Source organism: Cupriavidus sp. GW823-FHT07A04, from assembly GCF_058794615.1.
The window spans coordinates 106,930-125,007 of sequence record NZ_JBXAHA010000003.1; the positions used below are offsets into that span (position 1 = coordinate 106,930).

The following is an 18,078-nucleotide window of genomic DNA, read 5'->3' on the forward strand; positions in this document are numbered from 1 at the left end:
CCCCCCCCCCTCCCCCCTCCCCCCCCCCCCCCCCCCCCCCCCCCCCCCCCGCCGCCTTCGTGCGCAGGCGCCGCATCGCAATCCCCGCGACGACCAGCGCATGGGCGGCCCTGGACGCGGGCGGAAAGGGCGCGGGGTCAAGCTGGGCCAGCGTAAGCTCGGCCTCGTCGAGGCGTCCTATCAGGAGGAGACGCCGGGCTTCGAGAAACCGCGCGTGCGCGGCGTTCACCTGATCGCCGTGCGCCTCCAGGGTTGCGCGCGCCGCGTCGAGCGCCTTCGCCAGCCAGCTCAGGTCGCGCGAGGCCAGTGCGATCTCGGCCTCGGCGACGACGCACCGCGCGCGGGCCACGGCCTCTTTCGGGCCGAAGGCGCGCGCCGCGCTTCGCACCAGCGCCTTCGCGCGCACGAGATCGCCAAGCTGCGCCATCGCGATGCCGCGCAGCGCAAGCGCAGGCGCGTCGCTGCGCAGGGCGACCCGGTTCAGCGCGCCGAGCGGGTCACCCGCCGCGAGCGCGCGCGCCGCGGCCGTGATCAGCGAATCCATCTGAATCCCAATCGCGCCACACTTGTCACTCCCATCGTTCGGATGCCCGGCACTAATCTATCACGACCACCAACCCGCACATCGTACCTAGTACCTGGTACTTGGTACTTGGTACTGAGCGAACGACGATGGACACCCAACGGAGGAAAGCATGATGACGCAACACATGACCGCGACACGCGAAGAGTGGCTGGCAGCGCGGCTCGCGCTGCTCGAGGCGGAAAAGGACCTGACGCGGCGCAGCGACGAGCTGGCGCGGCGACGCCAGGCGCTGCCGTGGGTCCGGGTCGACAAGGCGTACCGGTTCGAGACCGACGAAGGCAGCGCCTCGCTGGCCGACCTCTTCCGGGGGCGCTCGCAGCTCCTTGTCTACCACTTCATGTTCGGGCCCGACTACACCGCGGGGTGCCCGTCCTGCTCGTCGATCGCGGACGGGTTCGACGGCGTCGTGGTTCACCTGGCGAACCACGACGTCACGCTTGCGGCGGTGTCGCGCGCACCGCTCGCGAAACTGCAGGCGTACAAGCAGCGAATGGGCTGGACGTTTCCCTGGGCGTCCTCGCTCGGCAGCGACTTCAACTTCGATGCCAACGTCTCCTTTACCGAGGCGCAGCAGCGCGACGGGTTCGTCGAATACAACTACAAGCGCGGCGGCCACGCGATGGACGCCACACCGGCCCCGGAGCCCGTCGCCCGGTTCGCAGCCACATGCGGCACCGACGCAGCCACGTACTCGCGCGATCGGCCGGGCCTGAGCGCATTCGCGCTCGAGGATGGCGTGGTCTATCACACCTACTCCACCTATGCGCGCGGGGTGGACGGCCTCTGGGGCATGTACCAATGGCTCGACCGCGCCCCCAAAGGACGCAACGAGACGGGCATCTGGTGGCGCCGTCACGACGAGTACGGCGAGCGCTGAGCCAGGCCATGGGCAACGCAGACGCAACCGAGGGACGGGAGGCACCTCGAAGCATGGTCTGCGCGCGAGCCTTCCTGGGCGTCTCGGCGCTGCTCTTCTTCGCCTGCACGGCGGTGACGATCGCCTGGTCCGCGTCCATGTCGGCAATGGGCGCGATGCCGATGCCCGGCGGCTGGACAATGTCGATGGCGTGGATGCGGATGTGCGGGCAGACATGGCCCGGCGTTGCGGCGTCGTTCCTCGGCATGTGGGTCGTGATGATGGCAGCGATGATGCTGCCGTCGCTGGTGCCCATGCTGTGGCGCTACCGCCAGGCCGTCGGCACGACAGGCGGGACGCGCCTGGGCCGGCTGAGCGCGCTGGTGGGCGTGGGGTACTTTTTCGTGTGGGCCGCGATCGGCATGGCCACCTTTGCGCTGGGCGCCGCGCTGGCGGCGCTCGAGATGCGGCTGCCGGCGCTGGCGCGCGCGGTTCCGGTCGCGGCGGGCGTGGTCGTCCTGAGCGCCGGCGCACTCCAGTTCACCGCCTGGAAGGCACACCACCTTACCTGCTGCCGGGAGGCGCCCGGGCACGGCCGCGGGCTGCGGGGGGATGCCGGCACGGCGTGGCGAGTCGGCCTGCAACTCGGCTTGCACTGCAGCTGCAGCTGTGCCAGCCTGACAGCGACCCTCCTCGTCGTTGGCATCATGGACCTGCGCGCGATGGCTGCCGTGACGGCTGCCATCACCGTCGAGCGTCTCGCACCGGCCGGCGGGCGCGCCGCGCGCGCCATCGGCGCTGTCATCATTGCAACTGGGTTGATCCTGATCGCGCTGGCGTGAGCGCCTTGTTCCAGCGCACGCCGATGCCGTGCCTCAGCGCGCAGCCGCTGCGTTGCCAGCGAAGACGCCGGTGGACGGCACCAGAAGCCGTGCGCAAAGCAGGCTGCCGATTCCCATCAGCGCGATGACCCATCCCATCGGCCACGGCGTGCCGTCGGCAAACAGGCCGACCAGCGCCGACCCCAGGATGCCGGTGCCATACTGGATCGCGCCGATCAGCGCGGACACCGCGCCAGCGCCTTGCGGGAAGCTGCCGAGCGCGCCGGCGATCGAATTGGCGACAATCAACCCGGTCGCTGAAACGAACAGGAAGAGGGGCACAACCAGGCCCATCAGCCCGCCCCACCCCGTCCATGCGTCGACCGCCAGCAGCATGCCCGCGAGCGCCGCGCCAAGGGTGCCGGCCCGCATCAGGCGATCGCTGCCGAGCCGCGCCACCAGCCTGGCGTTGACCTGGTTTGTGAGCATGATGCCGATGATGCCCGCGCCGAACAGCAGGCCATAGTGCCGCGGCGAGACCTGGTGATAGCTGATGTAGGCAAACGGCGTGCCGGCGATGTACGCATAAAGGCCGCCATAGAAAAAACCGCCCGCGCCTGCGTAGCCAAGCACCCGGCGATGACGCAGCAGTGCGGCGTAGTCGGCCAGCGCGCAGCGCAGCGGTGTGCGATTGCGGCGCTCCGGCGGCAGGGTTTCCGGGAGAGCGCCGAGCATGGCGAGCGTCGCCGGGCCGACCCCCACCAGCGTCCAGAAAATCGCCCGCCACGACGCGACGTGCAGGATCTGCCCGCCCACGCTTGGCCCCAGCAGCGGCGCGATGGCCATCACCGTCATCAGCGTGGACATCATCTGGGCCGCGCGGTGGCCGCTATAGAGATCGCGCACCATCGCGCGGGCGATCACGACACTGGCGCAGGCACCCACGGCCTGCAGCGCGCGCCAGCCGACCAGCATGCTCGCATTGGTCGACAGCGCGCAGCCCGCGGAACCGAGGATGAACAACACTAGCCCGATGCAGATCGGCAGGCGGCGACCGTACCGATCGCCGACAGGACCCCACAACAGCTGGCCCAGGCTGAAGCCGACCAGATAGCCCGAGATCGTCAGCTCGACCATACCCGCATCCGCATGCAGCGCCACGGCCATGGCAGGCAGCGCTGGCAGGTACAGGTCCGTCGAAATCGATGCAAAGGCCATCAACGTGCTCAGGATGGCAAGGATCCGCAAGCTGTGCGCGTTCGCGGCGTGACGTGGGGCAGTGCTGGTTCCGGGCGACATTGCGTGAATTAGCGGTCGACGCGCTGCTGCAGGTGAGCCGGGTAGCGATCCCCCACGACCGTGATCTGCCGCAGCGCGGCTTCGATGGCGGACAGGTCGTCAGCCGACAGTTCGACCGTGGCCGCACCGGTGTTCTCTTCCAGCCGATGCAGCTTGGTGGTGCCCGGAATCGGCACGATCCGATCCACGGCTTCTGCGCAAGCAGCCAGGCTACGTTTTTGCATCATCCATCTCCTGAAGCAACTGAAGCAGCCGAAGCAACGCCGGCCTCAAGCGGCTCGACGACCTTCGACCGGATATCCGGGATCCGTGTAGCCCGGCGTCGACGCGTGGCCGGGAGCCACCAGGCTATCGACGAATCGTTCGTCGTCCGGGCCGAGCTGCAGCTTCAGCGCTTCGACGTAGCTATCCCAATGCGCCTGCGTCCGAGGCCCGGCGATGGTGGCACTGACGAGCCGGTTCTTGAGTACCCAGGCCAAGGCGAAGGCGATCGAGGTCGTGCCGCGCGCGGCGGCGTGGGCAGCGAGCTGTTGCGCGATCGCCAGGGACTCCGGCCGCCATTCCGTCTGCTGGATACGCCTGTCGCCGCGGCCTGCGCGCGAGTCGGCCGGCGGCGCGGCATCCGCTGCATACTTCCCGGTCAGCACGCCCCGGGCCAGCGGGCTATACGACACAACGCCGACACCGTAGTGCGCTGCCGCGGGCAATTGCTCGACTTCCGCAGTGCGGTCAACCAGGTTGTAGAGCGGCTCACTGGCGACCGGCCGGTCGATGCCAAGCTGGTCGGCCAGGCGCACGATCTCGGCGATGCGCCACCCGCGGAAATTCGATATGCCGAAGTATCGGATCTTGCCCTGGCGGATCAGATCGCCAATGGCACGCACGCCTTCTTCCAGCGGCGCATCGACCAGGGCGCGGTGGAAGTACAGGATGTCGATGTAGTCGGTGCCAAGACGCTTGAGACTGGCTTCCACCGACTGGACAATCCACTTGCGCGATTGCCCCTGTTCGTTCGGGCCTTGCGATGTCGGATACCCGAACTTTGTCGCCACCACCCAGTTGTCGCGCTGCTCGGCGATGGCGCGCCCGACGATCTCTTCCGAACGGCCGCCGTGGTAGGCGTCGGCGGTATCGATGAAATTGATGCCCTGGTCGAACGCCTTGTCGATGATGCGCTTCGAGGTGGCCTCATCGGTCTCCCCGCCGAACATCATGGCGCCCAGGCACAAGTGCGAAACCTTCAAGGCACTGCGGCCCAGATATCGATAATCCATCATATTTCTCCACGCAGGCCGTGCCTGCGGTTTGTCAGGGCACGGACGCTTATCGGGCCGTGTAGCCGCCATCGACGGCGAGCGCGTGTCCGATGACGAAGCTGGCCGCGTGGCCTTGCGCGTTAAGCCAGCTGAGATGATAGGGACGTACCGTCTATCGAAAAAGCCCGGAGAACCGCAAGCCTTTATGAACTGGCCTCATGAATGCCCGCGCCGCTATCGAACGGGAGGTGCGTGAGGTACGTGAGCCAGGTTACGTCAGCTACGCACGGTAGCGAAGCGCATCGATGACAAGCGCCATCGCTCGTGAAGACTGGCGCCGGCTGGCGTAATAAGCGTGCAAGCCAGCAAACGTGGGACACCAGTCTTCAAGCACACAGACGAGGCGGCCCGCTGCCACGTGCGCCTGGGCCAGATCCGCGGGTACGTACGCAAGGCCGTACCCGGATAGCGCCGCATCCAGCATCTGATAGGTACCGTTGAAGGCAAGCTGGCCCTCTACCCGCACTTGCACTTCACGCTTGCCTTTCTTCAGCTCCCATGCGTAGAAGCCGCCAAGCGTCGGCAAACGCAGGTTGATGCAGTTGTGCGTGGTCAGGTCCTGAGGCGTTTTCGGCAGCGGCCTCTGTTCCAGATAGGCGGGCGAGCCAACGATGGCCATACGCATGTCGGGTGCGATGCGCACCGCGATCATGTCCTTTGCCACCTGATCGCCGTTGCGCACACCGATGTCATAGCGATCCGCGACGATATCGGAGAGTCCGTAATCCGTGATGATTTCCACCTTGATCTCCGGATACGCCCGAAGCACCTTGGACAACCTCGGCCACAGGACGGTCTTGGTGGCGTAGTCGGTGGCCGTGATGCGAATGGTGCCCGTGGGCTTATCGCCAAGCTCGGTCACCGCGGTCAGCTCGGCTTCGATCTCCTCGAAGCGGGGGGCCACCGTCTGGAGAAGGCGCTCTCCGGCCTCGGTTGGGGAAACGCTGCGCGTGGTGCGCGTCAACAGGCGCAGGCCAAGCCGCGTTTCAAGCGCGCGGACCGTGTGGCTCAATGCGGATTGCGACACCCCCAACTGCGCCGCCGCGCGGGTGAAGCTGCGCTCGCGCGCAACGGCAATGAAGGCAAGCAGGTCGTTAAAGTTCTCGCGCGGCATTGATGAACCCATCTCATAGGTGTTTGCGGATTCTAGCGTCTGGTCACACGCGAGCGCGATGATTGGATTTACGGGGTGCAGGTTGGCTTACGTTGCAGGCGAAGGAGCGGTACACACAGGGCCCACTCCACGGCGCTTTGTGGAGGCGCCCCGGATAGCGGTCACGGACAGCGGACACGGACAGCGGACACGGATCCGCGACAGCGCCTATTTCGGCGGACGCTGCGATGTGCGCATCAGCCGGTTGAGGAACCAGCGGCCGGCGGGGCCGGGCGGCGTGTCCTTGCGGTAGACCGCGAACATGGCGATCGGCGGCGTACGCGGCTGAAAGCTCTCCAGCCGCAGGGTGACCAGCTCGCCCGCATCGAGATCCCCCTGCACCATGGCCGCTGGCATGTGCCCCCAGCCGAAGCCGGCGCGCAGGAAGGCATGCTTGGCGCCCAGGTCGGCCAGGCGCCAGGTCAGCGGCGAGAACACGCCGAAGGTTTTCCCTTCGGTCAGCATGGTCCGGTCGGTCAGGACCAATTGCACGTGCTCCTCGAGCTCACGTACCCGGATCACGCCCCTGCGCGATGCCAGCGGATGCGAGGGTGCGGCCACGGTCACCATCGGCACGTCGAGCAGCTTTTCCGCGTCCAGCGTCTCGGGAACGGCCGGCATCGATCCGCTGATGCCGAGCCGGCAAACGCGCTCCATCACCGGGCGCATGACCGCGCCCAGTGCCTCGACATACAGGCGCAGCGGCGTATGTGGAAACGCGTCGCGGAACTCGCCGACCGCCCCCGTCAGCGGGGCCATCGGGTACATGACATCCACCACCACCGACAGCTCGGGTTCGAGCCCTTCGGCAATGGCGCGCGCCTTTGACTTGAAGCCGTCCATGCCGCCCACCACCACACGCGCCTGCGCCAGCAGCGCGGTTCCCTGCTCTGTCAGGCGCGGGAAGCGGCCGCTGCGATCGAACAACTGCACATCGATCTGCCCCTCCAGGTTGGCAAGCGTGTGGCTGACCACCGACTGCGCGCGCCGCAGCTTGCGCCCCGCCGCGGAGAAGCTGCCCTCGTCGGCGGCAGCGATAAAGGTGCGGAGCTGGTCCAGGGATACGCCGTCGAGCATGTATCAACTCCTTAGATGGATCTCATCGAGAAATATAGGCTACCAAGAGAGATGTCAAGCACCTAACCTTCGGTCATGCGATCACCGAAGGAGACTTTCATGGAAAACGCAGCGCAGGCCCGGCACGCCGGGGAGCCGGCCCGGATCCATCACCACACTGCACGGCCGGATGCGGCAAGCAACCGTGGCATCGTGCTTCGCACTGGCGGCCGCCGCCATGGCGCCGTCTCGCGGATCGTCAGTCCCGGCGACGTCGGCGAGCTGATCAAACCCTTTGTGTTCCTCGACTACTTCGACTTCGCCCCCTCCGGCGACGCGCTGTTCCCCATGCACCCGCACTCGGGCATCGCCACCCTCACCGTGCTGCTCGAGGGCGAACTGCAGTATGAGGACACCACCGGCGCGGCCGGCGTGTTGATGGCGGGCGGCCTGGAATGGATGCGGGCGGGCAACGGCATCTGGCACTCGGCCAGCCCCGCGAAGGGCGACCGCGTCCAGGGCTACCAGCTATGGCTTGCCCTGCCGCGCAGCCTGGAGAACGGCACCCCGCACAGCCAATACCTGCCCGCGTCCTCCGTGCCGCGCACCGGACCGGCGCGCGTGATACTCGGCTCGCTGGCTGGCAGGGACAGCCCGGTAGCCGCACCGTCCGGGGCGGCACTGCTGCACGTGCGCCTTGCCGCGGGCGAGCGCTGGCACTACCAGGCGCCCGCAGGCCACACCGTGGCTTGGGCACACGTCAACCGCGGCACGCTAGCGACTGGCGGCGGGCGGCTGAAGGACGAACTCGCGGTCTTCACGCAGTCCGAGGACGCTCTCGATTTCACTGCCGAAACCGATGCGGATTTCATCGTCGCATCGGCAGTTCCCCATCCGCACGACCTGGCACTTGGCTACTACTCCGTCCATACGTCGAACGACGCGCTGCGCAAGGGCGAAGCCGAAATCGCCAGGATCGGCATGCAGCTACGTGCCGATGGCCGCCTGCGGTAGCCCGCGGCACGCGCGCCGCATCAGCGCATTGAATGTCACGTACCCAAAATCCGGGAACCCGCAGCGGCAGGCTGGCGGCGCGTTGCGCCACTGCTGTGCCCCACACGCATGGAGAACATCATGAACATCGCAGCTGAGCTATTGCAGCAACACCTCCGGTGGCTGGTTGATGACAACCAGCAATGGCAGGAACTGATTGCCGAGGACATCGTGTGGGAGTTGCCCTACGCGCCCGGCATCGGGCATCCGGCGCGATTGAGCGGCCGGGACGCGGTGATCCGCCATGTCTCCTGGTTCATCGGCGCGGTTTCTGAATTCCGCTTCTTCGATGCGCAGATCCTGCCCGCGGCGGATCCCCAGCAAGCCGTTGCGCGGGTGCATGCCGAAGGGCTGATCAAGTCGACCGGGCGCGTCTACCGGCAGGAGTACGTCGTTTTCCTGACCGCCCGCGATGGCAGGATCGCGCACCTGCGCGAGTACTTCGACCCCGTGCAGGCCGCACTGGCGCTGGAAACCCCGATTGTGGGCATTGCCTCAAGGAGCCTTTGATGAAAGCCATCCGTGTAGCCGCTTACGGCGGCCCCGATTCATTAGCACTGCAGGAACTCGCTGATCCCCGCCCTGGCGACGACGAGGTGCTGATCGATGTTGCCGCCACCTCGGTCAACCCGATCGACTGGAAGATCGTCAGTGGCGCCATGCAGGCGTTCATTCCGCTACCGTTGCCCATCACGCCTGGGGTGGATGCTGCCGGGACTGTCATCGCGGTTGGGCGCAATGTCACCACGCTGGCGCCGGGAGACGAAGTGCTGGGATTCATCGGCATCGTCGGTGGCTATGCAACCCGCGCCGTGGTGGATGCCGGGCGCCTTGCCCGCAAGCCGAAGCATCTCGGGTTCCTGGAGGCTGCCAGTATTCCCGCGGCTGGCTTGACTGCCTGGCAGGCGCTGCACGAGCACGGCAAGCTGCAGGCAGGACAGAAAGTCCTGATCCATGCCGCTGCCGGCGGCGTCGGCAGCGTGGCCGTGCAACTGGCAAACCTGGCCGGCGCACAGGTGATCGGCACGGCTTCGGCCGCCAACCGGGGCTACCTGCGAGACCTGGGGGCGACGGAGGTGATCGACTACACCGCGGAAGACTTTGCCACCAAGGTTGCGGGTGTCGATCTTGTCCTCGACCTGGTCGGCGGCGACACGCAACGGCGTTCCTGGCCGGTACTCAAGCGCGGCGGCGTGCTGGTCTCCACCGTCAGCCCACCGGATGCCAGGCGCGCCCGGGAAGCCGGCGCAGCGGGAAAGCACTTTGCGACGCGCTCCGATGGCGCCCAGCTCCACACGCTGGCCTCGCTGTACGCGTCCGGAAAGCTGCGCGCTGAAATCGACGCCACGTATCCACTCGCTGCTGCCCGCGAGGCGATGGCAAGGAGCATGGCTGGGCATGTGCGCGGCAAGGTGGTCATCCAGACGGCTTAGGGAGCCGCATTGCCTCGGCGAATATAATGCCAGGTTTGCTCCGTTGCCTCGCATCCGTCCATGAAGAAAGCCGCATTGTTGACCCTGGCGCTAGCCTTGCACGCAACCGCGCAGGCCGCTGGCGACGCGCAGGCGGGCAAGGCGGTATTCACCTCGAAGTGTGCCTCCTGCCACAGCGTCGGGCCCTCGGCGCGCGCCGCGTTTGGCCCCCAGCTCAATGGGATCTTCGGCAGGGTCGCCGGCGCCACGACCGACTACAAGTACTCCCCCGAGATGAAGAAATCGGGCGTGGTGTGGTCCGAGAAAACCTTGAGCGCGTTTATCCAGTCGCCCAGCAAGGTCGTGCCCGGCACCAGGATGCGCTTCTGGGGGATCAGCAATGAGCGGCAGATCGCGGACCTGCTGGCCTACCTGTACACATACCAGCAGCAAGGCCGGTAGCAAGCGCTACAGAAAGTTTCAAACGCTCCGTAACCGATAGAATAGGTGCCAGCGCCACAAGGCATGGCGCCCCCAACAGATCTGATCCGGAGTTGGCATGGAACCCCTTTCATTCGAGTTTGTTACCGTCGAGGAAGCGAGGCTGATCCTGGATGGCGCCGTGCCCACGCATGGCAAGCCCGACTGGACTGGCCAGCGGCAACCTGAATCCGCAGAAGCGAAGGCCCTCACGGCCAACGCGCTCAAATGGCTGGCCGTGCTGCCACCGCAGGCGCGGCCCCTGGAGTTGTGCCGCAGCTTTCCGCGCATCGGCAACCAGCTGGCGGCGCTGTGGGCCGACCCAGCCGCGCTAACGGCCTACCTGGCCGACCTGCTGATCGACAAGCGCGGCGGCCGCCAGGGGTTCCCCGACGGCGTCGCGCTTGAATTATCGCGACTGCAGGAGCACCTTCTGCGCACGATGGAGCCGTAACGGCATAGCGCCATTACCGCTTCGCCGCTTTGCCGCTTTGCGGCGTGCCGGCAAGGATTCTGCGTTGCGCTTAGTGCGCTCTTCCCGGCGTGCAGTCTTCCACCATGCCAGAGACGCGGCTGGCGCTCAGCAGGGGGTGCCATTCCCCGGAGCTGCGGATCTCGACGTCGGTGCCTTCGACGCCCTCGGTAGCGCGGCGCAGGCTGACCAGGTGGATGAACTTGTATTCATCCGCGTCCGCACGCCCGACCCGGATATCAACCTTGCCGGGTTCCGGGTACGCGATCACGGTGGCGTCGTCACCCAGCCGCTGCTTCAGGCACAGCACCAGGTCGCCTACGCTGGCCTTGGAGTGCACGCGCTTCGGGTCCATCGCCTGGATGGAATTCGCGGTCACGCCGCCCGAACAGGCTGACAGCAATTGCGCTGCCATCGCGACAACCAGCAATACACGTACCCGTACCCGACCTTTTGACATTCCCGCTCCTTGGCTAGATGAGTCGGATGATGTTACATCAAGTGAATTCGGATGCTGATGCGCACGCCGCGCGCGAAACACGATGCAGTGGAGACCAAAAAGCAAAAAGCCTGCACGGATGCAGGCCTTTTGCTTTCAATCTTGGTGCCCAGGAGAGGACTCGAACCTCCACAGTGTTGCCACCGCTAGGACCTGAACCTAGTGCGTCTACCAATTTCGCCACCTGGGCTAGGTGAGGTTGCGAATTCTACCCAACGTAACGAAATTTGCAAGTACTGGCCCCACTGAATCAGAAGAAAAGTACAACTTTCCCCGGGCGCCGCCCGCTGCCGGCCCTGCTGGTGTCCGCTCAGTCCAGGGAAATGGAAAGGCAGCCGGAAAGATTTCCATTGATCACATGGCGCGCAGTGCACGGCCCACGCCGGTTGGCCGCCCTCCCTGCCCCGCGTATTTTTTTCTAGCATTCCTCCCATGCCCTGTCGATTTCGGCGGCTCCCGTTCGTCGTCCCAATGACGGCGCGCGCAAGGCTCGCCGCTTCGCAGGCAATCCCAAAGGAGATCGGACATGCATTACATCGATGGATTTGTTGTCGCCGTGCCCACGGCCAAGCGCGACATCTACCGCGCGCACGCCGAGGCCGCCGCCGTGGTGTTCAAGGATCATGGCGCGCTGGGGCTCGTCGAGTGCTGGGGCGACGATGTGCCCGAGGGCAAGCTCACCTCGTTCCCGATGGCCGTCAAGCTGGAGAAGGACGAGACCGTGGTCTTCTCCTGGATCACCTGGCCATCGCGCAAGGCCCGGGACGAAGGCATGAAGGCCTCGATGGAAGACCCCAGGCTGCGCAGCCAGGGGCCGATGCCGTTCGACGGCAAGCGGATGATCTTTGGCGGTTTCGAGATGATCGTCAACGCTTAGCAGCTTGACGACGGTGCGTGATGGACCTTGCCCGGGGTTCCCGGGCTGGGTTCGTTTTGGCCGCAGGGGCATTGTCGCGCGGTGGCGGGCGCCACCGGGGAGGTTGAATCGGCTTATATCACCGGAACAATTTTTCTAATTCCCTTTCCCCCGTGCACCAGCGAAAGTGCTGTCTGTAGGAATCCCGCTCGCCAATGCGCGATGCCAACAGACCAAGAGGGATCGAACGTGAAGATGAAACTGACCTCCGCCTGCGTTTGCGCCGCCGCCCTGTCCATGGCCAGCGCCGCCCATTCACAGCCAGCTGCCGCGCCCGCCAGTGGCGCCCCCGTTCCGGTGACCGCCGACAACTTTGTCCGAGCGGAGAGCGACATGTACTTCGCCGGGCTGGCCAAGCAAGGCGGCGTGGGCAAGCTGCTGCATCGGCGCGAGCCCGCATCGATCGATCACCAGAGCGTCATCCGCCTGAATCGCGACACGCTCTATACCTCCGGCATCTTCGATCTCGAAGCCGGCCCGGTGACGATCACCATGCCCGACCCGGGCAAGCGCTTCATGGCGCTGCAGGTCATCAACGAAGACCACTACGTGCCAGACGTGTTCTATGGCGCGGGCGCCCATACGCTCACCCGGGAGAACGTCGGCACCCGTTACGTAGCCGTCGCGGTGCGCACCCTGGTCAACCCGAACAGCCCGGACGACATCAAGCAGGTCCACGCCTTGCAGGACGCCATCAAGGTCAGCCGGAAGGCGCCAGGAAAGTTTGAAATCCCCAACTGGGACCCGGTCAGCCAGAAGAAGATCCGCGATGCCCTGCTGGTGCTGTCCTCGACGCTGCCCGACTTCAAGCAGGCATTCGGCACCAAGGAGGAGGTCGAGCCCGTGCGTCACCTGATCGGCTCCGCATCAGCCTGGGGCGGCAACCCGGACGAGGACGCCACCTACCTCAACATCACGCCGGCGAAGAACGACGGCAAGACCGTTTATCGGCTCAACGTCAAGGATGTGCCCGTGGATGCCTTTTGGTCCGTGAGCGTCTACAACGCCGAGGGCTATTTCCAGAAGAACCCGGCCAACGCGTACACACTCAACAATCTCACGGCAAAGAAGGCCGGCGACGGATCGATCACGATGCAGTTCGGTGGCTGTGAAGCGCAGGCAGCCAACTGCCTGCCAATCGTCCCGGGCTGGAACTACACCGTGCGGCTGTACCGCCCGCGCGCGGAGATACTGAGCGGCGCGTGGACATTCCCGCAGCCTCAGCCGGTCAATTGAGCGACCTTCCCACAAACGATCCGGCGGCTAGCATGATCCCGCGTCCTCCTTGGGCCCGCGTGGGAGGGACCTGACGACGGAGGCCGACTATGCCCAGGCACAACCCAGCGCTGCACCGTACCCAGAAGGCCCCCATGACGCCGGGGCAGCGGCGGCTTCTCATCGTTAGCGCGATACTGCTGCTGGCAGCGCTGGGCTGGGCGCTGACGATCGTGCTCAAACCCGCCATCCAGCGCACGATCGTCATCACCACCGGGGCCGACAAAGGCATCTATCGCGGCTTTGCCGAGCGCTACGCCCCCATCCTGAAGCGCGACGGCATCAAGCTGGATATCCGCGGCTCTTCCGGGTCGATCGAGAATTATGAGCGGCTGAAGAACCCGGACAGCGAATACGAAGCAGGCTTCATCCAATCGGGCACCGCCACGCCGCAGGAAACAGATGGCCTGCAAACCATCGCCGCGGTCTCCTATGAACCGATCTGGGTGTTTTACCGGGGCGAGGCCACCGTGGACCGGCTCGCACAGCTACGCGGCAAGCGGGTTGCCATCGGCGTTCCCGGCAGTGGCTTGCTCAACGTCGCCCGGGTATTGCTCGCGTACAGCGGCATCACGGCCAGCAATACCGAGCTGCTGGAAATGAATGCCATGAAGGCCTATCAAGGCCTCGAAGAGGGCCGGCTGGATGCGGCCTTCTTTATCGGCCGGCCCGATGCCGAGATGCAGCAAACGTTGCTGAACAGCAATCTGAAGCTGATGAGTTTTGCCCAGGCCGATGCCCTCGTGCAGAAATTCCCGTCTCTGTCCAAGATTGTCTTTCCGCGCGCCTCCACCAGCATCGTCAACGATCTTCCGCAGGCCGATGTCACGCTGCTTGCTGCCACGGCCCTGCTCGTATCCAAGGACACCCTGCACCCCGCCCTGGTCTACCTGCTGCTGGAGGCCGCCAGATCCGTCCACGGCGGCGATGATTACTTCACGCCGCTCGGCACGTTTCCCAACCTGAATACCAGTGAGTTTCCCGTTTCCGACGAAAGCACGCGCTACTTCAAATCGGGCCGTCCCTTCCTGCAGCGCTACCTTCCGTTCTGGCTTGCCAGCTTCATCGAACGACGCTTGCTGATCCTGCTCCCCTTCATGGCCTTGCTGCTCGGCTTGCTGCAGGCATTGCCACGCATGGCGCAAGCGCGGATAAAAAACCGGCTCGTGGTCTGGTACCGGGAAATCAAGGCGCTGGAGGATGAAATCTGGACGAACACGCAGCCGACCCCCAGCCAGATTGCGCAATGGCGCGATGAAATCGAGAACATCGATGCGCATGCTAGCCGGATACGGATTCCGGAGCGCTATTTTGAGGATGTCTACGCGCTCAAGCAGGCGATCGGCGTCGTACGGGACCGGATTGCCCAGGCGGCGGAGAAGGTGAAAGCGTAGCTGCGCAGACGCCCGCGCGTCTTTTGGCGCTGCCTCGGACAGCGTTGTCTTGCCGATGGCCTCGACAATGCTAGAATAATCAATCCATCTGGCTGGATTGATCATGTCCGAAGCAAGCAAGCGCGCCAAGAACCCCGAACTAATCCGAGCCCAGTGCCTGTCCGTGATGCGGGACCTGCTGGTCTCCCAAGGCCCTGAATCGGTGACGCTCGACCTGGTGGCACAACGCGCCGGCGTGACCAAAGGCGGGCTGCAATATCACTACCGCAGCAAGAATGCCCTGCTCGAAGCGCTGAGAGACCAGCTCTTCGAGGAATTCGACAAGACCTATCAACGCGCGCTGTCTGCCGAGCCAGATCGTCCAGGCAGGCATGCCCGCGCCTACATCAAGACGTGTTTCGACGATACGGCTTCCAACAACGCGATCGGAACGCAGCGCGCCATCGCCATGCTGGCCTTGACGCTCCCCTCGTGCCGCCAGACATGGAGCGAGCGCATGACGGACGCCGTCGCGCATGACCTCGCCGGCACCGCCGCCGAAGACCAGCTCCTCATCTGCAGGCTGGCGGCCGATGGCATGTGGTTTGCGGGGATGTTCGAAGTCTATGACGTCGATGCGCCACGCAAGGCGCGCCTGCTTGCCCTGTTGCTGGACATGTGCGACAGGGCCACCTCCTGATCAAGCTGACCAGGCTGATAGACAAGACTGACAAGACAGACCAAATTGACCTGGAGCGTTTTCCACGCTGCCACGCTGCCACGCTCCCACCGCGAATTCCATGCCCGCCCCCACTCCCCACACCATCAGCAACACCACACTCTCGCGCACTGACATCGTTGAAATTCTTGCGCAACGTCCGGCCCAGCTACGATTCGAGCAATGCGGATTTGACGATCAAGACCTGAACGGGCTGGATTTTTCGTCCGTGGAATTCCTGATGTGCACCTTTGCCGGCGCGCAACTGAAAAGGGCGAAGCTCGTCGAATCGAAGTGGATGCGCTGCAAGGCCGCCGGCGCCGACTTCACGCTGGTGGACGCAGTAGAAGCACGATTCTGCAGCAGCGACCTGAACAACACGCAATGGGACCGCGCGCGGCTGTCCAGCGCCATCTTCACGGAAACCAAGCTGACCGGCGCCCGGTTCCGCGAGGCCGCCACCCTGGGCCTGGTGTTCCACAACACCCTGCTCGTCGGCAGCGACCTGCGCGGCTTGTCATTCCGCAAGCAACACCTGGAGCAGCTCGACTTGTCCGATGCCGACCTCGCCGGCTGCGACTTCCGGGATGCCCTGTTCGATGGCGGCACCCTGCGCGGCGCCAACCTGAAGCAAGCCCGCTTCGATGGCGCGGACCTCCGCCTGGCCGAACTTGGCGGACTGAACCTGATGGCTGCCGCGGCTTCGTTCAAGGGCGCCATCATCTCGGTGGAACAAGCCGCGGAGATTGTCGGGCAAGCCGGTATCCGCGTCGGCTGAATGGCCGCGCAAGGCCATGCGAATCGCATCCGAGACGCAAAGCACGACGCGATCCAGGCCTTGGACGGCCTCAGCCTCGGCGTACCGCGGTCACCTTGCCACCCTTGACATCCAGCGTGCGGCGCTGCGGGTTGTAGTCCATGGTGCCGGGCATCTGCTGGCCTTCCCGGTCACCAAATCGCCATGCGCAGCCGTTGAGCAAGGCGACGGCATTGGCCTCGCTCTTGCCGATCAGGGCATCGTCGCCAAGCTTGTCCGCCTGGCAACCCTCCGGCGTGCCGCGGCCGCCCTGCGGGCCCGGGTCGGGTACCGCACTGACGGGGGGCTGGGCGGCGCATCCCGCCATGAGCGTTACGCACACGATGGCGCCCGCCGCGACATGCCGGGCCCATGTGCTTTGCTGTTTTGGCATTCAATTACCTGATGGTGAGGTGGAAAAAGCCAAGTTTAGAGCAGAAAGGCGCCGTCAGAGCGCCTTGGTGCGCATGCATTAACACGGCCTCAACACTGCCACAACACTGTCATGACCTGGCCTTGGCTTAGCCTTAGCGCGTCCTCTTCGCAGCGTCTTGCGCCTCGGCCCACAAGCGCTCCTCCTGCGCCCGCAGCTCAGGCGTGAGCTCGGCACCAAAATCGTCGAGCTCGAACAGCGGACGAATCTCGATCTCGGAATCGCTCTGCATGGGGTTGGGGCAGCGCTTGACCCATTCGACAGCCTCTTCCATGGACTTGACTTGCCACAGCCAGAACCCGGCGACCACCTCCTTGGTCTCTGCGAACGGTCCGTCGACCACGGACCGCTGGCTGCCAGAAAATTGCACCCGCTTGCCCTTGGCGCTCGGGTGCAAGCCCTCGCCCGCGAGCATCACGCCGGCCTTGACGAGTTCTTCATTGAAGTTGCCCATTGCGGTAAGCAGCTCCGTGCTGGGCATTTCGCCAGCCTCTGACTCTTTCGTTGCCTTCACCATCACCATGACACGCATCGTCGCTCTCCTTGAGTGGATTGAGGGTGCCGCACGTCCTGAGCCCGGATCAGGATTGACGGGCGGCCCTGATACTACGACGAATCGGGATACCGAAAATCGACACCGCCGCCAAAATATCTGGCGGGGAGCCTGCCCGGCCTGAATCGGCCCCACTTGGCCTGATGCGGCCGCGAGGCGCGACAATCACATCTGATCGGCTTTTTTTAAGCCTCGCTTAAGACTCGGCCCGTAGACTGCGATCACACAAGACAACCCGGATCCCGGATAGGAGCTGCCATGACCCCCCAAGAAATGCAAGCGCTGGAAGGCTTCCTGACCCAACTCACGCAGGCCAGGGCTGGCGCCAAGGACCCCCAGGCGGACGCCCTCATCGCCGACGCGGTTGCCAGGCAGCCGGATGCCGCCTACCTGCTGGTCCAGCGCGCCATGATGCTTGACCATGCCCTGGCGACGGCAAAGGCGCAGATCTCCACGCTGCAGAGCCAGTTGCAGATGGCGCAGGCCAACGGCGCCAATCGCTTCCTCGACCCGGAAAACGCCTGGGGCAACAGTGCCAACCGCGTGGCACCCAGCCCCGTCATGCCGCCGCCGATGGCCGCGCCCGTGGCAGTGCCGCAGGCCTTCCAGGCGGTCCAGCCTGCACCCGTGCAGCCATCCCGGCCCGGTTTCCTGAGTGGTGGCCTGGGCGGCGCGCTGGGCGGCATTGCCACGACGGCAGCCGGCGTGGCCGGCGGCGCGCTCCTGTTCCAGGGCATCGAGAACATGTTCCATCGTAACGGCAATGGCAACAGCGCAAGCGGCTTGCTGGGACAGCCAGGCGCAGGGGCGCAGCCAACGGAGACCGTCGTCAACAACTACTACGGTAATGACGACCGCTCGCCGCTGGGCTCACCGGATGCGGCACTGGACAGCGGCCTTCTGGATGACGCATCGGGCAACGACGACTTCCTGAGCGACGACACCTGGAACGCCTAGCGCGTTGGGGGGCTTGCCAGGCGTGCATGGCAGCGCCCTTCAAGCCCCACCGCA

Annotated in this window: 20 protein-coding genes, 1 tRNA gene and 2 pseudogenes; 13 read left to right on the forward strand and 10 right to left on the reverse strand. The window is 65.2% G+C overall.

Annotated features, from left to right (window positions below; all coding sequences use genetic code 11):
• Positions 1-48 precede the first annotated feature (48 nt).
• Positions 49-544, reverse strand: a pseudogene (locus AC1Q7Q_RS06230) (helix-turn-helix domain-containing protein); the annotation flags it as partial.
• Positions 545-698: 154 nt separating this feature from the next.
• On the opposite strand from AC1Q7Q_RS06230, the gene AC1Q7Q_RS06235 reads away from it, so the two are divergent.
• Positions 699-1,463, forward strand: coding sequence for a DUF899 domain-containing protein (locus tag AC1Q7Q_RS06235; RefSeq protein ID WP_492373875.1), 765 nt, complete (start codon positions 699-701; stop codon positions 1,461-1,463).
• Positions 1,464-1,471: 8 nt separating this feature from the next.
• Positions 1,472-2,284: a copper chaperone gene (locus AC1Q7Q_RS06240; protein WP_492373848.1), complete on the forward strand. Its 813-nt coding sequence runs from the start codon at positions 1,472-1,474 to the stop codon at positions 2,282-2,284.
• Between the two features lie 33 nt (positions 2,285-2,317).
• On the opposite strand, the gene AC1Q7Q_RS06245 is transcribed toward AC1Q7Q_RS06240, so the two are convergent.
• The 5 genes and pseudogenes from AC1Q7Q_RS06245 to AC1Q7Q_RS06265 form a co-directional block, all read right to left on the reverse strand.
• Entirely contained in the window at positions 2,318-3,562 is a 1,245-nt protein-coding gene (locus tag AC1Q7Q_RS06245) for a multidrug effflux MFS transporter (protein ID WP_492373849.1), read from the reverse strand.
• Between the two features lie 8 nt (positions 3,563-3,570).
• A pseudogene (locus AC1Q7Q_RS06250) lies at positions 3,571-3,776 on the reverse strand (aldo/keto reductase); the annotation flags it as partial.
• A 55-nt stretch (positions 3,777-3,831) separates the two neighbouring features.
• Complete coding sequence (locus AC1Q7Q_RS06255) at positions 3,832-4,836, reverse strand: aldo/keto reductase (protein ID WP_492373876.1); 1,005 nt, start codon at positions 4,834-4,836, stop codon at positions 3,832-3,834.
• A gap of 262 nt (positions 4,837-5,098) precedes the next feature.
• Positions 5,099-5,992: a LysR family transcriptional regulator gene (locus AC1Q7Q_RS06260; RefSeq protein ID WP_492373850.1), complete on the reverse strand. Its 894-nt coding sequence runs from the start codon at positions 5,990-5,992 to the stop codon at positions 5,099-5,101.
• A 207-nt stretch (positions 5,993-6,199) separates the two neighbouring features.
• Positions 6,200-7,108 carry a LysR family transcriptional regulator gene (locus tag AC1Q7Q_RS06265; protein WP_492373851.1) on the reverse strand — a complete coding sequence of 303 codons (909 nt, stop codon included), beginning with the start codon at positions 7,106-7,108 and terminating at the stop codon, positions 6,200-6,202.
• 99 nt (positions 7,109-7,207) lie between these two features.
• On the opposite strand from AC1Q7Q_RS06265, the gene AC1Q7Q_RS06270 reads away from it, so the two are divergent.
• The 5 genes from AC1Q7Q_RS06270 to AC1Q7Q_RS06290 all read left to right on the forward strand — a co-directional run bounded on the left by AC1Q7Q_RS06270 (position 7,208) and on the right by AC1Q7Q_RS06290 (position 10,486).
• Positions 7,208-8,101 carry a pirin family protein gene (locus AC1Q7Q_RS06270; RefSeq protein WP_492373852.1) on the forward strand — a complete coding sequence of 298 codons (894 nt, stop codon included), beginning with the start codon at positions 7,208-7,210 and terminating at the stop codon, positions 8,099-8,101.
• 120 nt (positions 8,102-8,221) lie between these two features.
• Positions 8,222-8,650, forward strand: a complete 429-nt coding sequence (locus AC1Q7Q_RS06275) for a nuclear transport factor 2 family protein (protein ID WP_492373853.1) — start codon at positions 8,222-8,224, stop codon at positions 8,648-8,650.
• On the forward strand, positions 8,650-9,573 hold the full coding sequence (locus tag AC1Q7Q_RS06280; protein WP_492373854.1) for an NADP-dependent oxidoreductase: 924 nt from the start codon (positions 8,650-8,652) through the stop codon (positions 9,571-9,573). The genes AC1Q7Q_RS06275 and AC1Q7Q_RS06280 overlap by 1 nt, the downstream gene beginning before the upstream one ends.
• Positions 9,574-9,633: 60 nt before the next feature.
• On the forward strand, positions 9,634-10,014 hold the full coding sequence (locus AC1Q7Q_RS06285; protein ID WP_492373855.1) for a c-type cytochrome: 381 nt from the start codon (positions 9,634-9,636) through the stop codon (positions 10,012-10,014).
• A 97-nt stretch (positions 10,015-10,111) separates the two neighbouring features.
• Positions 10,112-10,486 carry a hypothetical protein gene (locus AC1Q7Q_RS06290; RefSeq protein ID WP_492373856.1) on the forward strand — a complete coding sequence of 125 codons (375 nt, stop codon included), beginning with the start codon at positions 10,112-10,114 and terminating at the stop codon, positions 10,484-10,486.
• Between the two features lie 70 nt (positions 10,487-10,556).
• On the opposite strand, the gene AC1Q7Q_RS06295 is transcribed toward AC1Q7Q_RS06290, so the two are convergent.
• Together AC1Q7Q_RS06295 and AC1Q7Q_RS06300 are read right to left on the reverse strand one after the other, a co-directional pair.
• Positions 10,557-10,964 (reverse strand): hypothetical protein, encoded by a 408-nt coding sequence (locus AC1Q7Q_RS06295; protein ID WP_492373857.1) that lies wholly within the window; start codon positions 10,962-10,964, stop codon positions 10,557-10,559.
• Between the two features lie 142 nt (positions 10,965-11,106).
• Positions 11,107-11,193, reverse strand: a tRNA-Leu gene (locus tag AC1Q7Q_RS06300).
• A gap of 336 nt (positions 11,194-11,529) precedes the next feature.
• On the opposite strand from AC1Q7Q_RS06300, the gene AC1Q7Q_RS06305 reads away from it, so the two are divergent.
• The 5 genes from AC1Q7Q_RS06305 (at position 11,530) to AC1Q7Q_RS06325 (ending at position 16,063) form a co-directional block, all read left to right on the forward strand.
• A complete protein-coding gene (locus AC1Q7Q_RS06305) occupies positions 11,530-11,880 on the forward strand; it encodes a DUF1428 domain-containing protein (protein WP_492373858.1) in 351 nt (116 codons plus the stop codon).
• A 234-nt stretch (positions 11,881-12,114) separates the two neighbouring features.
• Entirely contained in the window at positions 12,115-13,155 is a 1,041-nt protein-coding gene (locus AC1Q7Q_RS06310) for a DUF1254 domain-containing protein (protein ID WP_492373859.1), read from the forward strand.
• A gap of 134 nt (positions 13,156-13,289) precedes the next feature.
• Complete coding sequence (locus AC1Q7Q_RS06315; protein ID WP_492373877.1) at positions 13,290-14,588, forward strand: TAXI family TRAP transporter solute-binding subunit; 1,299 nt, start codon at positions 13,290-13,292, stop codon at positions 14,586-14,588.
• Between the two features lie 103 nt (positions 14,589-14,691).
• Positions 14,692-15,267, forward strand: a complete 576-nt coding sequence (locus tag AC1Q7Q_RS06320; RefSeq protein WP_492373860.1) for a TetR/AcrR family transcriptional regulator — start codon at positions 14,692-14,694, stop codon at positions 15,265-15,267.
• A gap of 100 nt (positions 15,268-15,367) precedes the next feature.
• Positions 15,368-16,063: a pentapeptide repeat-containing protein gene (locus tag AC1Q7Q_RS06325; RefSeq protein WP_492373861.1), complete on the forward strand. Its 696-nt coding sequence runs from the start codon at positions 15,368-15,370 to the stop codon at positions 16,061-16,063.
• Between the two features lie 70 nt (positions 16,064-16,133).
• On the opposite strand, the gene AC1Q7Q_RS06330 is transcribed toward AC1Q7Q_RS06325, so the two are convergent.
• Positions 16,134-16,475 (reverse strand): hypothetical protein, encoded by a 342-nt coding sequence (locus tag AC1Q7Q_RS06330; protein ID WP_492373862.1) that lies wholly within the window; start codon positions 16,473-16,475, stop codon positions 16,134-16,136.
• 133 nt (positions 16,476-16,608) lie between these two features.
• Positions 16,609-17,046 (reverse strand): YciI family protein, encoded by a 438-nt coding sequence (locus AC1Q7Q_RS06335; RefSeq protein WP_416049551.1) that lies wholly within the window; start codon positions 17,044-17,046, stop codon positions 16,609-16,611.
• 279 nt (positions 17,047-17,325) lie between these two features.
• Between AC1Q7Q_RS06335 and AC1Q7Q_RS06340 the strand changes: the two genes are divergently transcribed.
• The gene (locus AC1Q7Q_RS06340; protein WP_492373863.1) at positions 17,326-18,024 is read left to right on the forward strand and encodes a DUF2076 domain-containing protein; all 699 of its coding nucleotides are present in this window, start codon (positions 17,326-17,328) and stop codon (positions 18,022-18,024) included.
• The last annotated feature ends 54 nt before the right edge of the window (positions 18,025-18,078 follow it).

What these genes read in the sequence shown, in the direction of transcription:
- AC1Q7Q_RS06290 (WP_492373856.1), top strand. Translation starts at nt 10,112, where the DNA reads ATGGAACCCCTTTCATTCGAGTTTGTTACCGTCGAGGAAGCGAGGCTG.
- AC1Q7Q_RS06305 (WP_492373858.1), top strand. Translation starts at nt 11,530, where the DNA reads ATGCATTACATCGATGGATTTGTTGTCGCCGTGCCCACGGCCAAGCGC.
- AC1Q7Q_RS06340 (WP_492373863.1), top strand. Translation starts at nt 17,326, where the DNA reads ATGACCCCCCAAGAAATGCAAGCGCTGGAAGGCTTCCTGACCCAACTC.
- AC1Q7Q_RS06295 (WP_492373857.1), bottom strand. Translation starts at nt 10,964, where the DNA reads ATGTCAAAAGGTCGGGTACGGGTACGTGTATTGCTGGTTGTCGCGATG.
- AC1Q7Q_RS06265 (WP_492373851.1), bottom strand. Translation starts at nt 7,108, where the DNA reads ATGCTCGACGGCGTATCCCTGGACCAGCTCCGCACCTTTATCGCTGCC.
- AC1Q7Q_RS06260 (WP_492373850.1), bottom strand. Translation starts at nt 5,992, where the DNA reads ATGCCGCGCGAGAACTTTAACGACCTGCTTGCCTTCATTGCCGTTGCG.
- AC1Q7Q_RS06275 (WP_492373853.1), top strand. Translation starts at nt 8,222, where the DNA reads ATGAACATCGCAGCTGAGCTATTGCAGCAACACCTCCGGTGGCTGGTT.
- AC1Q7Q_RS06320 (WP_492373860.1), top strand. Translation starts at nt 14,692, where the DNA reads ATGTCCGAAGCAAGCAAGCGCGCCAAGAACCCCGAACTAATCCGAGCC.
- AC1Q7Q_RS06315 (WP_492373877.1), top strand. Translation starts at nt 13,290, where the DNA reads ATGACGCCGGGGCAGCGGCGGCTTCTCATCGTTAGCGCGATACTGCTG.
- AC1Q7Q_RS06255 (WP_492373876.1), bottom strand. Translation starts at nt 4,836, where the DNA reads ATGGATTATCGATATCTGGGCCGCAGTGCCTTGAAGGTTTCGCACTTG.
- AC1Q7Q_RS06285 (WP_492373855.1), top strand. Translation starts at nt 9,634, where the DNA reads ATGAAGAAAGCCGCATTGTTGACCCTGGCGCTAGCCTTGCACGCAACC.
- AC1Q7Q_RS06310 (WP_492373859.1), top strand. Translation starts at nt 12,115, where the DNA reads ATGAAACTGACCTCCGCCTGCGTTTGCGCCGCCGCCCTGTCCATGGCC.
- AC1Q7Q_RS06330 (WP_492373862.1), bottom strand. Translation starts at nt 16,475, where the DNA reads ATGCCAAAACAGCAAAGCACATGGGCCCGGCATGTCGCGGCGGGCGCC.
- AC1Q7Q_RS06240 (WP_492373848.1), top strand. Translation starts at nt 1,472, where the DNA reads ATGGGCAACGCAGACGCAACCGAGGGACGGGAGGCACCTCGAAGCATG.
- AC1Q7Q_RS06280 (WP_492373854.1), top strand. Translation starts at nt 8,650, where the DNA reads ATGAAAGCCATCCGTGTAGCCGCTTACGGCGGCCCCGATTCATTAGCA.
- AC1Q7Q_RS06235 (WP_492373875.1), top strand. Translation starts at nt 699, where the DNA reads ATGACGCAACACATGACCGCGACACGCGAAGAGTGGCTGGCAGCGCGG.
- AC1Q7Q_RS06325 (WP_492373861.1), top strand. Translation starts at nt 15,368, where the DNA reads ATGCCCGCCCCCACTCCCCACACCATCAGCAACACCACACTCTCGCGC.
- AC1Q7Q_RS06245 (WP_492373849.1), bottom strand. Translation starts at nt 3,562, where the DNA reads ATGTCGCCCGGAACCAGCACTGCCCCACGTCACGCCGCGAACGCGCAC.
- AC1Q7Q_RS06335 (WP_416049551.1), bottom strand. Translation starts at nt 17,046, where the DNA reads ATGCGTGTCATGGTGATGGTGAAGGCAACGAAAGAGTCAGAGGCTGGC.
- AC1Q7Q_RS06270 (WP_492373852.1), top strand. Translation starts at nt 7,208, where the DNA reads ATGGAAAACGCAGCGCAGGCCCGGCACGCCGGGGAGCCGGCCCGGATC.